15 protein-coding genes are annotated in these 13545 nt (G+C 35.5%); 9 read left to right on the forward strand and 6 right to left on the reverse strand.

The window, feature by feature from the left end; genetic code table 11:
- Positions 1-5 precede the first annotated feature (5 nt).
- The 5 genes from ccsA to IPZ78_RS02100 all read right to left on the reverse strand — a co-directional run bounded on the left by ccsA (position 6) and on the right by IPZ78_RS02100 (position 4318).
- Positions 6-671, reverse strand: a complete 666-nt coding sequence (gene ccsA, locus IPZ78_RS02080) for a cytochrome c biogenesis protein (protein WP_225551270.1) — start codon at positions 669-671, stop codon at positions 6-8.
- Between the two features lie 14 nt (positions 672-685).
- Positions 686-1348 carry a heme exporter protein CcmB gene (locus tag IPZ78_RS02085; protein ID WP_225551271.1) on the reverse strand — a complete coding sequence of 221 codons (663 nt, stop codon included), beginning with the start codon at positions 1346-1348 and terminating at the stop codon, positions 686-688.
- 48 nt (positions 1349-1396) lie between these two features.
- The gene (locus IPZ78_RS02090; protein ID WP_225551272.1) at positions 1397-1771 is read right to left on the reverse strand and encodes a YtxH domain-containing protein; all 375 of its coding nucleotides are present in this window, start codon (positions 1769-1771) and stop codon (positions 1397-1399) included.
- Between the two features lie 101 nt (positions 1772-1872).
- A complete protein-coding gene (locus IPZ78_RS02095; RefSeq protein ID WP_225551273.1) occupies positions 1873-3711 on the reverse strand; it encodes an ABC transporter ATP-binding protein in 1839 nt (612 codons plus the stop codon).
- A 61-nt stretch (positions 3712-3772) separates the two neighbouring features.
- A complete protein-coding gene (locus tag IPZ78_RS02100) occupies positions 3773-4318 on the reverse strand; it encodes a hypothetical protein (protein WP_225551274.1) in 546 nt (181 codons plus the stop codon).
- Positions 4319-4440: 122 nt separating this feature from the next.
- Between IPZ78_RS02100 and IPZ78_RS02105 the strand changes: the two genes are divergently transcribed.
- Together IPZ78_RS02105 and IPZ78_RS02110 are read left to right on the forward strand one after the other, a co-directional pair.
- Positions 4441-5691, forward strand: coding sequence for an LVIVD repeat-containing protein (locus IPZ78_RS02105; protein WP_225551275.1), 1251 nt, complete (start codon positions 4441-4443; stop codon positions 5689-5691).
- A 1-nt stretch (position 5692) separates the two neighbouring features.
- On the forward strand, positions 5693-6322 hold the full coding sequence (locus IPZ78_RS02110; protein WP_225551276.1) for a hypothetical protein: 630 nt from the start codon (positions 5693-5695) through the stop codon (positions 6320-6322).
- Between the two features lies 1 nt (position 6323).
- Here IPZ78_RS02110 and IPZ78_RS02115 read toward each other — a convergent pair whose 3' ends face one another.
- Positions 6324-7106 carry an SAM hydrolase/SAM-dependent halogenase family protein gene (locus IPZ78_RS02115; RefSeq protein WP_225551277.1) on the reverse strand — a complete coding sequence of 261 codons (783 nt, stop codon included), beginning with the start codon at positions 7104-7106 and terminating at the stop codon, positions 6324-6326.
- A 251-nt stretch (positions 7107-7357) separates the two neighbouring features.
- Here IPZ78_RS02115 and IPZ78_RS02120 point away from each other — a divergent pair, with 251 nt between their 5' ends.
- From IPZ78_RS02120 to hisH, 7 genes are all read left to right on the forward strand, one after another.
- Positions 7358-8332 (forward strand): PhoH family protein, encoded by a 975-nt coding sequence (locus IPZ78_RS02120; RefSeq protein WP_225551278.1) that lies wholly within the window; start codon positions 7358-7360, stop codon positions 8330-8332.
- Between the two features lie 46 nt (positions 8333-8378).
- Positions 8379-9323, forward strand: a complete 945-nt coding sequence (locus tag IPZ78_RS02125; RefSeq protein WP_225551279.1) for a phosphoribosylaminoimidazolesuccinocarboxamide synthase — start codon at positions 8379-8381, stop codon at positions 9321-9323.
- 17 nt (positions 9324-9340) lie between these two features.
- The gene (locus tag IPZ78_RS02130) at positions 9341-9712 is read left to right on the forward strand and encodes an STAS domain-containing protein (protein WP_225551280.1); all 372 of its coding nucleotides are present in this window, start codon (positions 9341-9343) and stop codon (positions 9710-9712) included.
- Positions 9713-9719: 7 nt separating this feature from the next.
- Positions 9720-10631, forward strand: a complete 912-nt coding sequence (locus IPZ78_RS02135; protein ID WP_225551281.1) for a ribonuclease Z — start codon at positions 9720-9722, stop codon at positions 10629-10631.
- Positions 10632-10685: 54 nt separating this feature from the next.
- Positions 10686-11738 carry a histidinol-phosphate transaminase gene (gene hisC, locus IPZ78_RS02140; RefSeq protein WP_225551282.1) on the forward strand — a complete coding sequence of 351 codons (1053 nt, stop codon included), beginning with the start codon at positions 10686-10688 and terminating at the stop codon, positions 11736-11738.
- 6 nt (positions 11739-11744) lie between these two features.
- The gene (hisB, locus tag IPZ78_RS02145; protein WP_225551283.1) at positions 11745-12884 is read left to right on the forward strand and encodes a bifunctional histidinol-phosphatase/imidazoleglycerol-phosphate dehydratase HisB; all 1140 of its coding nucleotides are present in this window, start codon (positions 11745-11747) and stop codon (positions 12882-12884) included.
- A gap of 69 nt (positions 12885-12953) precedes the next feature.
- Positions 12954-13544 (forward strand): imidazole glycerol phosphate synthase subunit HisH, encoded by a 591-nt coding sequence (gene hisH, locus IPZ78_RS02150; RefSeq protein ID WP_225551284.1) that lies wholly within the window; start codon positions 12954-12956, stop codon positions 13542-13544.
- The last annotated feature ends 1 nt before the right edge of the window (position 13545 follow it).

The following is a 13545-nucleotide window of genomic DNA, read 5'->3' on the forward strand; positions in this document are numbered from 1 at the left end:
TACTATTATTGAATTTTATTTGCTTTATTTTCTAATAAACGCAGTCTGTAACGAATCGTAGATACCCAAATACCTGTTAATATCCACCCTACAACAGCTGTGTAAAAAACTGGACGCATGTAATTGTCCATATCTAACTCTCCAAAAGTAGAGTTACCACCACTCCCCGGATGTAGAGAGTCTGTTAGTTTAGGAAGTATATAAAGAAGTACGACCATGATTGGGAACGCAAAAATATTGTAAACAGCAGAAATTTTTGCTCGTTTTTGCTCTTCGTCTAATGCGTTACGTAATACTAAATATGCGAGGTACATAAGCGTAGCGATAGCAGAACCGTTCAATTTAGGGTCGTTAGGCCACGGTTCACCCCATGTAATATTAGCCCATTGCATTCCTGTCAAGAGGCCAAATCCACAGAATATAATTCCTGTATTTACTGCTTCAACAGCCATTATATCGTGTTTAATGTCATTGCTATTAAGATATTTAATACTGTAAATAACAGATACCAAATACAGAATAAGCATTGCAAACCACATAGGAACATGGAAATAAACGTTTCGAATTGATTCGTTGAGGATGTGAAGCTCGGGCACAGGACCGACTAAACCAGCGACCACAGACACACAAACCATACACGCCGCCAGAATTTTCCACCAATTTTTTCTCATTTTTAGCTAAAAATTTAATCCCTCCAAAGGTAAGGAAATAACAATAAAGAAATAGTAATTGTAATGACATTAATTGCTATAAGTACAGCTATTTCGCCAAAACTGATGCCTCGATCTAGCCCCTGCAAAGCGTTGTTTGATAACTTAATTAATACAATCAGGAGGGGGATAATAACAGGAAAAGCTAATATTGCCATTATGGTGCTGTTGTTGCCTGTTTTGGAGCTAATGCCAGATACCATAGTGAATACTGTAGCAAAGCTTATACTACCTAATAAAACTGCTATGAAATACAAAAATGCATCACCTACAGGGTTTTTGAAAATAACAGAATAGGTAAAATATGCAATCAACGACAAAAATACCATCAAAATTGTGTTATATATTATTTTGGATAGTATAATCGCTTTTGGACCAGTAATAGAATAATAATAGAGTTGTCGGTATTGGCTTTCTTGAACGAAAGATCGACTTATGGCATTGATCGATGCAAAAAGTAGGATTATCCAGAATAATGCATTCCACATCAACGTATCATCTACAGTTTTGAATGCTTGATAGCACACGAAAACTGTAGATACTACATATAAGAATATGCTGTTAATAGCATGTTTTGATCGCCATTCTAAGATAAGATCTTTATGGACTAAAGTTTTGACTTCTTTCAAAAGACTCATGTACGACAAAGATACACATATTTTGAAATAAGCCGATTTAATGCTTGATTAAGCGTTTGAAATATCAGATTTTGCTTTGTCAGTAATATCTTCTGCCTTATTGGCTAATCCCTGAGCTGCATCTGATGCTTTATTTGCCCATGATGATGCTTTATCAGACACTTTATCTAATACGTTTCTTCCTGCATCTTTAGCCTTTGCTGTAAGGTTTTCAAGCTCTTCTTTAGCACTAGCAGCTAATTTTGATGCTTTCTTAGATTCTTTTTTAGAAAGATCTTTAATCGATTTTGTTAAATCTTTAATTCCGCAATTAGCTTTATCTAAAGTTTTTTTGCCGTCTTCTGTCGCTAATAAATAATAAGCAGCTGTTCCCACCGCAAGACCCAATAATGCAAATGCTACTAATCCGTTTTTATTTTTCATAATATTTGAAATTTGATTGTATATAAATAACTACCTATCTAGTGTCATTATAAAACAAGCATCATTCCAAAAAGTTTTGATAATGTGTGATTAACAAAACTTTAACTTTCGACAGTACGTTTGGCGGACTGTAGTGTGTAAAGGTGATGGTATAGTCCCGAGCCTTTAGAAGTCAATTCGTCGTGGTTTCCAAATTCTGCAACTATACCATTTTCTATAACGACGATGTTGTCTGCATTTTTAATTGTCGAAAGTCTATGTGCAATGATAATTGAAGTTCTGTTTTTCATCAACTCTTCTAATGCTTCTTGAACTAATCTTTCGGACTCTGAATCTAACGCTGATGTTGCTTCATCTAGAATCAATATAGAAGGATCTTTGAGTAATGCTCTTGCAATAGCAATTCGTTGACGTTGGCCACCAGAAAGTTTTACGCCGCGTTCACCCACAACTGTATCATAACCTTCTGGAAAACCCATAATGAAATCATGCGCATTGGCACGCTTTGCGGCTTCAATAATGCTATTAGGGTCAGCATCTAATCTTCCATAATTGATGTTTTCACGTATAGTTCCTCCAAACAATAAAACATCTTGAGGAACGATAGCTACTTGGTTTCTAATATCAGTGAGTGTGTATGCAGACAATGGAAGGTCGTCATACAGTATTTGACCCTTTGAAGGGGTGTAAAATTGTAATATCAACGAAGCAATTGTCGATTTACCTGCTCCACTAGGACCTACTATGGCAATTTTTTCACCGGCATTGGCAGTGAAAGAGATGTCCTTTAATATATTAATATCTGATCGAGATGGGTATGCAAATTGAACGGCAGAGAACGTTAGTTTTCCAGCAATTGGTTTTGTAATATCTTTATTATTCTCGTTGATGATGATGTTTTCAGACTTTTCATTCAAGATCTCAATCACACGCTCACTAGCACCTAAAGCTTTTTGGATACCTGCATATAATTCTGGAAAACTTCCCATTGATCCAGCGACAAACATTGAATAAAGAATATACATTGTTAAATCACCGACTGAAATTTCACCTGCAGCTACTAATGAGGCTCCATACCAGATTACAGCGATAATGGCTCCGAAGATGCAGAAGATGATGAATGAAGCGAACATGCCTCTAAAAGTCGCTGCTTTAACGGCTAGCTTGACTACATTTCCTAATTTTTGGCTATAACGTTGCGATTCGTAAAACTCATTTACAAAGGCTTTAACATTAGTGATGCCTAATAACGTCTCTTGCACGATGCTATTAGAGTCAGCAAGTTGATCTTGTGTTTCTTTTGATATTTTGCGGATGAATTTGCCAAAGAAAATAGCTGTAACGACAAGTATAGGTAATATACTAAGGTTCATTAAGGCCAATTTTGGTGAAACCCAAACAAGTAATAACACACCTAATATTAATGAAATCGCTTGTCTGATGACTTCGGCTAATGTCGTCGTCAACGTATCTTGTATTTGTGATAAATCCGAAGAAAGTCTACTGTTTAATTCTCCAACTCTTCTGTTGGCAAAAAAATCTACAGGTAAAGTGATCAGTTTACTGTAAGATTCAAGACGTATAGCTGTTAAGGCTTTTTCGGCAATTTCTACAAATAGACGTATTCTGAAAAATGAAGTGAGCGACTGAATAAAAAGGATAGCAAAAGATACTCCTCCAATATAGATAATTTCTGCAGGTAGCCAGCTGAAAGTTTGCTTTCCTTGAGCTGCATCGACCATAGCGCCCAACAAAGCTGGGAAAGTCATCATTGTAAGACTTGACATAATCAAGAAAATCATACCAATGATAAATTTTCCTTTATACGGTTTTAAGTATGAGAAAATATGAAGAGCTTTTTTTAGAAGTTCTTTGTTAATCTTCGGTTTTGGTAATTCATCAGCTTGGGTATTGCCACTATTCAATCTTTGTCTAGCCATTATTGTTCACTCAATGCTTGTTTAATGGCGACAAATGTACATATATTCCTATATGAAGACATCAAACTTGCGTCACATTTTTTGATTTTGATAATTTGAACTGGTATAAATTTGCGATGAGTAATCCTATTATTACAAATGTGGATATATAGAGTTGATTACTGCTGTCGTGATCTTCATTTTCAAATTTTTCGATGTCTTTACGTAGCTTTTCGTTCTCAGCTTGCAATTTGGAAATAGATTTCATATATGCTGTTACCTGCTGATCATATTCAGTTGCGAGTTTTTCAAATCTTTGCGTTTCACTGTCTTTAAGTTCTAATAGTTTCCGCGTTTCTAAGAAAATATTGTTGTCGGTGATAACAATTTGTTTTAAGATATCAATAGACTTTTGCATGTCGTTTTTAGATTTGAATAATCCAAAAATTCCAGTTTTTTGTGTTAAAGAGTTGTCATAATCCCCGAATTTTTTACTTCTGGCATCTAAAAGGTTGTTGACACGCTGACGTTGATCTTCGAAAGTGGTCGTCGTATCTAAAGGACTCTGTGCATATAATAATTGAGATGATTGTAGCAAAAAGAAGAATGCGAATAAGTAGTTTTTCATTTTTTTTGTAGTTGTGACTGTGCGGTAAGACTAGGTGTTGTTTAATAAGTTTAATTTTTTTCTTTAAAATTGTAGCAATTAGATTTTAGTCACGTTTAAAAAGTATACTAAATAACCAAATTATGAATTTAAAAAAATATTTTTTATTCCTTGGGCTTGCTTTATGCTGTTTGTCGGGATGTGATAAGGTAGATAGTAATACATATTACAAGACTCGATTGCCGATTTTTGAGAAGATGTCAGATGTGCGCAAGATGATGACAACAGTAGTAGCACCTCAACCGTTAGAATACACAGGCAAGATTTATATTTTCAAGGACTTTTTGTTCATAAATGAGCCAATGAAAGGAATACATATTTTTAATAATTCAAATCCTTCAACACCAATAGCTGTAGCTTTTTTGAATATTCCTGGTAATGTCGATATGGCTGTCAAAGACAATGTATTGTATGCTGATAGTTATGTGGATCTTTTAACATTTGATTTGTCGACACCTACTAATCCTAAGTTGCTAAACCGCATAGAGGAAGTTTTCAAAAATGTCTATCAATACAATTATGAAACAAAATCTCTGAATGATGTAATAGTTCGATATGTCGATACAGTAGTCAATAGAGAATATTTTCATAAATATAATCCATATGTGAGTATTAAAACCGAAATGGTGTATTACAATAATAGTAATTCATCAGGAGGTAGCTATGGTCAAGGTGGTTCGATGGCACGTTTTACATTAGCAAATGAATATTTATACGCAGTAGATAATGCTTCCTTAAACTTATTTGATGTGTCGAATACTTCTAAACCATCATTTACTAAAAATATCAAGCTAGGTTGGGGTATTGAGACCATATTTCCTTATAAGAACAACTTGTTTATTGGTTCTAATGCGGGTATGTATATTTATAATATTGATAATGCAGCTCAGCCAAAGGAACTTTCGCGTTATGAACACGTTCGTGCTTGTGATCCGGTAGTAGTCAATGATGATTATGCCTTTGTGACCTTGCGCACAGGAGCAATATGTGCTGGTGTGGTGAATGTCTTAGAAGTCGTTGATATCAAAGATTTGACAAAGCCTAAATTAGTTAAGACTTTTCAAATGCAAAACCCGCATGGATTAGGCTTGGCGAATGATGTGCTTTATATTTGTGAGGGTAAATTTGGGTTTAAAAGTTTTGATGCGAAGGATGTCAACAAAGTTGGAGATGTGCAATTGGAACATCTAGCGCAATTGAATAGTACAGATGTAATTCCAGGTCCAAAATCTTTAATAGTCATTGGTGAAAATGGTGTATGTCAGTATGATTATTCTAACAAAGCCAAGTTGAAATTGTTAAGTTGTATTTCTGTGCAGCCCATTGTCGAATAATATGAAAGAGATATTATTATTATTACTTATAGCTTTCTCCAGTACATCTATTTTTGGTCAGGACAAAAAAAATATAACGCTCTTCGAAGGTGGTATATTGACTTATGGCCCAGCTACACATGAATTAGGAGTTTCATTTCGAGGGATTCATAGTGTAAAATTGATTGCAGATATGTACGCAGGAATAGGTGCTGGATATGAAAAATATGAGTTGAACGAACACGATAACAATACTTTTAAGATTATTCCCTTATTTGCTCAAGCGAAATATGTACATCGTGCAGATAAATCAACTTCTATATTTGGTGCAATTGATTTAGGTTATGGGATAGGAAGTGTTAATAAGGATGTCAATTCCGAGTTAGAAAAAATTACGTTCAAAGGAGGTTTACTCGCATCACCTCAAATTGGGTTTGTGTTCAATACGAAACGTAGACAAGAGTTTTTGACATTTTCAATAGGATACAAATATCAAGGGGCGACAGAAAATAGATATTATACCTATACGTGGCCTAATAAAACGCCGATAGAAGTGGAGACGGGCGATGAAAAATTAAAGGGCTTTGATAATTATACGCATACCAAATATCATATGCATAGAGTATCCATTATGTTGGGATTTGGTTTTTAGTTTAAGCAATAAATTCAATCATAATTGTTTCATCAGGATAAAGCCCTAACAAGGCGCTTGCGTTACCTTTGTTGATGGCAATTTCGAGATAGTTTGAGATTCCAAAAAGACAGAGCTTCTCACCTTCAGACACTTCATTGTAATGCCAACTCATCTTGTTAATGCTCTCATTACGTTTAAAATGTAAAATGAAATTACGTCCTTTTTGTACCTGATTGAATAAGTCCTTGCTGATATTACTTATAACATTTCCAAAAGAGTCTATATAAGATACGTGGCCCTTAATAATATTACTTTCAATGATTGGCAATAAAGTAACTTTTTGAAGAGGAGCGTCAATTTTACTACCTAATTCGCCAATATCTTTGCCCGATGCAATATGGCATGCCGCTTTCACTAAAATATCTGCTAATGGAAAATGCAAAAAGCGTAAGTCTTGCATGATTTCAATTTCATGTAAGTCTTCAGCTTTGTTTTCCCCCAATATAAGACTAAAAATACCATTGTCTGCGCCAACAAAGTAGTGGCCATTAAATTTCATTGCAATATATCTACTGCCTTCTTGGAATACAGTATCAATACCAATAAGATGAACGGTGTCTTTAGGAAAATAATGATAGGCATTCTGTATGACGAAAGCTGCATTTTGAATATTAAAAGAAGGGATTTCGTGCGTGATATCAATCAACCTGACGTCAGGAAGCAATGATATAATGCTCCCTTTAAGTGCCGCTTGATAAAAATCGCGATACCCTAGATCAGTTGTTAACGTAATTACACTCATTTTTTTTGTTAGTGCGTCAGAGATTCGCGCTAAATCTTATTCCTTAATATTTTCTAAAAACAGATTACAAAGGTATAAAAACTACAGATGTTAATACCTTATTTCGCTTCAAAATAATGAATATTTTTCATAATTGGTGTGAGTCAGAATTTTAGTTTGTATTTTTGCTTTGGAAGATAAAATATCTTGCATATTTTAAGCCAGGAAATCTTTCTTCTTAATACAAACCCTATTTTAAAAAAGAAAATAACTTGAGTGAATTAATAATCAATTTAGAGAGTGTCAATTTAGCTTCACTTTGGGGGCCAGAAAATGAAAATTTTGAATCTATTAAGCACAGGTTTCCAAAGCTAAAACTAATCGCTAGGGGAACTGAACTCAAAGTATTGGGTGAGGAGAGTGAGCAAAAGATATTTGAATCCATATTTGTTACTATATTAGATCACGTTTCCAAATACAATAATCTTGAGTTAATCCAATTAGAGGAATTGTTGGGTGTAAAATCAAATTTGGATACCGCTGGTGACAAAGTTAAAAACGATGCACAAGTAGGGTTCAAAGGAGAACCTATTGTGTATGGCCCAAATGGGCTAATAGTTCGTGCTCGTACAGCCAATCAGCGTAAGATGGTAGATAGCATCGATAAAAATGATATTCTATTTGCTGTTGGACCTGCAGGGACGGGTAAGACCTATACCGCAGTAGCTTTAGCCGTTCGTGCTTTACGAAACAAAGAAATAAAAAGAATTATTTTGACTCGTCCTGCCGTAGAGGCTGGTGAAAATCTAGGTTTCCTGCCTGGGGACTTAAAGGAAAAAGTTGATCCTTATTTAAGACCATTGTATGATGCATTGGATGATATGATTCCAGCAGAGAAGCTGAAAGGCTACCTAGAAAATAGAACGATTGAAGTTGCACCGCTTGCTTTTATGCGTGGGCGTACATTGGATAATTGTTTTGTGATATTAGATGAAGCACAAAACGCGACCGACATGCAGCTGAAAATGTTCCTAACACGGATGGGCCCTACTGCCAAATTTATTGTTACGGGTGATTTAACACAAATAGATTTGCCTAAGAAGAATCAGTCTGGATTGGCTACAGCTATTAATATTTTAGATGGTATTAAAGGTATTGAAATCGTTTATTTGACAGGAAGCGATGTCGTGCGTCACAAATTGGTGAAACGTATTTTAGAAGCTTACGGAGATTTGAATAAAAATTAATTACATAATAAAGGGCACCAATTAAGGTGCCTATTTTGAATATACAATGAGTGCGATAAAAGAAACTAATTTTAAGTTTGATAAGCAAACTGCATTTTACAGAGGTAAGGTTAGAGATGTTTATACGATTGACAATGAATATCTAGTGATGGTTGCGTCAGATCGTATTTCAGCATTTGATGTGGTGTTGCCTAAGCCGATTCCTTACAAAGGGCAAGTGTTAAATCAGATCGCAGCTAAGTTTTTAAAGGCTACTGAAGATATTATTCCTAACTGGGTTATTTCTGTTCCAGATCCATCTGCTACAATTGGGCATATGTGTGAGCCATTCAAAGTAGAAATGGTTATTCGTGGATATCTTTCTGGTCACGCTTGGCGTACCTATCGCGATGGTGGACGTGAACTTTGTGGGGTTAAATTGCCTGAGGGGTTGAAAGAAAATGATAAATTTCCTCAGCCTATTATAACACCAACAACCAAAGCGGCTGTAGGTCATGATGAAGATATTTCGAAAGAAGATATCATAGCCAAAGGAATAGTAAGCAAAGCGGATTATGAGCAATTAGAAAACTATGCACACGCATTATACCAAAGAGGTACGGAAATTGCTAAAGAAAGAGGATTGATATTAGTTGATACGAAATATGAATTTGGAAAGAAAGATGAAATTATCTATTTGATGGATGAGATTCATACACCAGATTCATCGCGTTACTTTTACCTAGAAGGATATGAAGAAAGACAAGCCAATAGGGAGTCTCAAAAGCAGCTGTCGAAAGAGTTTGTACGTCAATGGTTGATTGAAAATGGTTTTCAAGGTAAAGACGGACAGCAGGTTCCTGAGATGACTGATGAAATCGTGAAATCAATCTCTGAGCGATACATTGAGTTATACGATCATATTACAGGCGAAAAATTTCAATATCCAGATGCTGGTGAGGTTTTGGATCGTGTAGAAAATAATGTCAGCAAAGCATTGTTAGAACTATAAATATTATATACTTGATTATGAAATACACAATAGACAAACATGAGCGTTACGTAGTAATAGAACCATTACGTGAGGTAATTGATGGAATAGCTGCAAATTATCTTAAAGGAGAGTTTATGTTACGTAATACTGCTGGTCAGCGTAATATTGTGCTAGATCTTAATCAGGTAAATGAAATTAACGAAGAAGGTTTACGAATGGGGCTGTTGGCTCATCGTTTATGTAATTCAATTGGAGGAATATTTATATTAATAAATTTGAATCCAGAGGTAGCAAAGACTTTAAAAATGCTACACTTGGATCAGCATTTTATCATCTTAAAATCGTTGTCTACAGCTGAGGATATGATTTTTGGTAATGAACTTCAGCGTGATTTAATAGGAGGATAATAGGTATATGAAATTTGAAGTTTTAATTTTGGGCAACAGTTCAGCCACACCGATGTTTGAACGTCATCCAACCGCTCAAATTATAAATTTCAATGAACAAATATTTTTAATTGATTGTGGAGAAGGGACTCAAATGCAACTACACCGCTATGGTGTAAAGAGCAACAAGATATCACATATTTTCATTAGTCATTTGCATGGGGATCACTATTTGGGATTGGTAGGTTTATTGTCATCAATGAATTTGCACGGTCGTTTTAGTGATCTTCATTTATATGGCCCCGAACCGTTAATCGATATTATTAATATCCAACTTAAATATTCAGAAACGTATCTACAGTATAATCTGATTTTTCATCCGACTAATACAAATGAGGAGGAATTTATATTTCAAAATAATACGATTTCTGTAAAATCTTTTCCATTAAAACATCGCGTTCCTACAACAGGTTTTCGATTTGATGAAGCTCCACGCAACGCCTCAATAATACGTGAAAGAATTGTAAATATGAATATTCCTACCGTATTTCTACAGCAATTAAAGAGGGGAGTAGATTGTGTTGATATCGATGGAACTGTGTATAAGGCATCAGAGTTAACAAAACCAGCTCCACCTTCTAGAAGTTATGCATACTGCTCAGATACGCGTGCCTTCGAATCATATTTGTCTAGTGTACAAAATGTAGACTTGATTTATCATGAGAGTACATTTTTGCATGAGATGGTGGATAGAGCTATTGAAACATTTCATAGTACAAGTTTGGAAGCGGCCCAAGTTGCAAAACAAGTTGGTGCAAAGAAGTTATTATTAGGACATTACTCCGCTAGGTACCGTGATCTTTCTCCTTTATTAGCGGAGGCAAAATTAGAATTTGATAATACAGAGCTAAGTTTAGAAGGAAATTGGTATAATGTTTAGTGTTTTTGTGTATTTTTCCTCATATTTACGCCAAAATTTTAACAGGCTCTAATTATGTCTTTTAACTTAGAAAATCTATTACGGGACAACATAAAAAAACTAGTCCCTTATTCTTCTGCTCGTGATGAGTTCAAAGGAGAAGCGTCGGTATTGTTGGATGCGAATGAGAATTCATTTGGTTCACCTCTACCTCATCATTACAACCGCTATCCTGATCCATTACAGCATCAAGTTAAAGACAGACTTTCGACAATTAAAGGGATTCCTGCTGAAAATATTTTCTTGGGGAATGGTAGTGACGAGGCTATTGATATTCTGTACAGAGCGTTCTGTCAACCAGGGGCTGACAATGTGATTCTGGTTCCACCTACATATGGAATGTATGAAGTGTCAGCGAATATTAATGATGTAGAGATCCGCAAAGTGAATCTTACAGCGGATTATCAATTAAATCTGGACGGGATTGCAGCAGCGATTGATGCACATACAAAAATGATTTTTATCTGTTCGCCAAATAATCCTACAGGAAATAGTATTCGTCGTCAAGATATTGAAACAGTATTGACAAATTTTGATGGTATCGTAGTTATTGACGAGGCATATATCAATTTTTCGAAGCAACGTTCATTGACGCAAGAGCTAAATGAATTTCCAAATTTGGTGATTCTACAGACTTTGTCTAAAGCTTGGGGATTGGCAGCTCTACGTTTGGGTATGGCTTTCGCAAGTAAGGAAATTATAAACATATTCAATAAAATAAAACCTCCTTACAATATCAATCAAGCCACACAAGACTTAGTTTTGGAAGCTTTAGGCAATGTGGAACAGGTAAATAATTGGATAAAAGATACAGTAGAGGAGCGTGAAAAATTAGTAGAAGCTCTAGCAGGAATTGAACAAATACATCATATCACACCCTCGGATGCTAATTTTATACTAGCCAAATTGATTGAACCTCGCGAGTTGTACAATTTCTTGGTGAACAAAGGAATTATCGTACGTGACCGTTCGAAAGTGGAGCTGTGTGAAGGCTGTTTACGTATTACAGTGGGTACAACGGTAGAGAATATTAAATTAATAGAGGCTATTAAGCAATTTTATATATAAGAAAACATGGCTGATTTGATTAAAAGAGTTTTATTTATTGATCGTGATGGTACATTAATTATTGAGCCTGAAGATCAACAGATTGATTCTTTTGCAAAATTGAAGTTTTATCCAGGTGCTTTGCAATATCTTCCACGAATTGCTAAAGAATTGGATTTTGAATTGATACTGGTGTCGAATCAAGATGGTTTGGGTACAGATTCACACCCGGAGGCGAATTTTTGGCCAGTACACAATTTTATACTTGAAGTATTAGAAGGCGAAGGTGTTACTTTTGCTAAAGAACATATAGACCGTACTTTTGCGCATGAAAATGCGGAAACTCGTAAGCCAGGAATTGGTATGTTGAGTGAATATTTTGATGCTACAAAATACAACTTGGCAGAATCATTCGTCATCGGAGACCGTGTAAATGATGTGAAATTGGCACAAAATTTAGGTGCTAAAGCGATCTGGTTACGTAACAATGATGAATTAGGTAAAGCTGAAGGTGTGGAGTATGCAGAAGATTCTATTGGTTTAGAAACTTCAGATTGGAAAGCGATTTATGAGTTCTTAAAATTGGGAACACGTACTGGAGAACACATTCGTAAAACAAACGAAACGGATATTTATATCAAGTTGAATTTGGATGGTTCGGGTAAAGCAGATATTGATACAGGTTTACCTTTTTTTGACCATATGTTGGACCAAATCGCACGTCACGGTGCGATTGACCTAACGGTGAAGGCGAAAGGTGATTTACATATTGATGAGCACCATACGATTGAAGATACAGGTATCGCTTTAGGTGAAATATTTTTGAAAGTATTAGGTGATAAGCGTGGTATTGAACGGTATTCTTATACCTTGCCGATGGACGATTGCTTGGCACAAGTGGCGTTGGATTTCGGTGGTCGTAATTGGATTGTGTGGGATACAGAATTCAAGCGTGAGAAAATCGGAGATATGCCAACAGAAATGTTTTTCCATTTCTTTAAATCATTCTCCGATGCTTCGAAGTCAAATTTGAATATCAAAGCAGAAGGTGATAACGAGCACCACAAGATTGAAGCAATATTCAAAGCTTTTGCGAAATCTATCAAAAAAGCTGTACGACGCGATGCAGATAATATGCAGTTGCCAAGTACGAAGGGAGTGTTATAGTACTGAGAATTGAGTATTTCGTATAGAGATAAATTAGTCTCTATACGCAATACTCACTACTTCATAAATATGATTGGAATAGTAAATTACGGAGCGGGGAATATATTTTCATTGACGGCGGCATTGGATAGAATCCAAGTGACGCATGGCATGATTAATACCGTAGAAGACTTCGGAAAATATAGCCACATTATTATTCCAGGTGTGGGACATGCAGGCACTGCAATGAAAAAGTTGCAGGATACAGGTTTGGTGGATACCATTTTGGCTTTACAAAAACCGGTGTTGGGTATTTGTGTGGGGATGCAATTGATGACTTCTTTTTCAGAAGAAGGAAATGCCGATATGTTAAATCTATTTCCTGTAAAGACGTTACATTTTGACAAAAGAATAAAAGCGAAAGTTCCACATATGGGTTGGAACAGTGTTCGCGTGGAAAATAACAGCCCACTTTTTACGGATATTCCAGATAATAGTTACTTTTACTTTGTTCACTCATATTTTATTGAGCGCGATGAAGCGATAGTTGGGGCGACATGTTCGTATGATTTGGATTTTGCGGCAGCATTTCAGAAAAACAACTTTTATGGCGTTCAATTTCACCCAGAGAAATCGGGTAAGTTTGGCGAGCAGTTGTTATCAAATTTTTCAAGATTTTAAT

It is taken from the genome of Sphingobacterium bovistauri, from assembly GCF_020295405.1.
GTDB classification, from domain to species: domain Bacteria; phylum Bacteroidota; class Bacteroidia; order Sphingobacteriales; family Sphingobacteriaceae; genus Sphingobacterium; species Sphingobacterium bovistauri.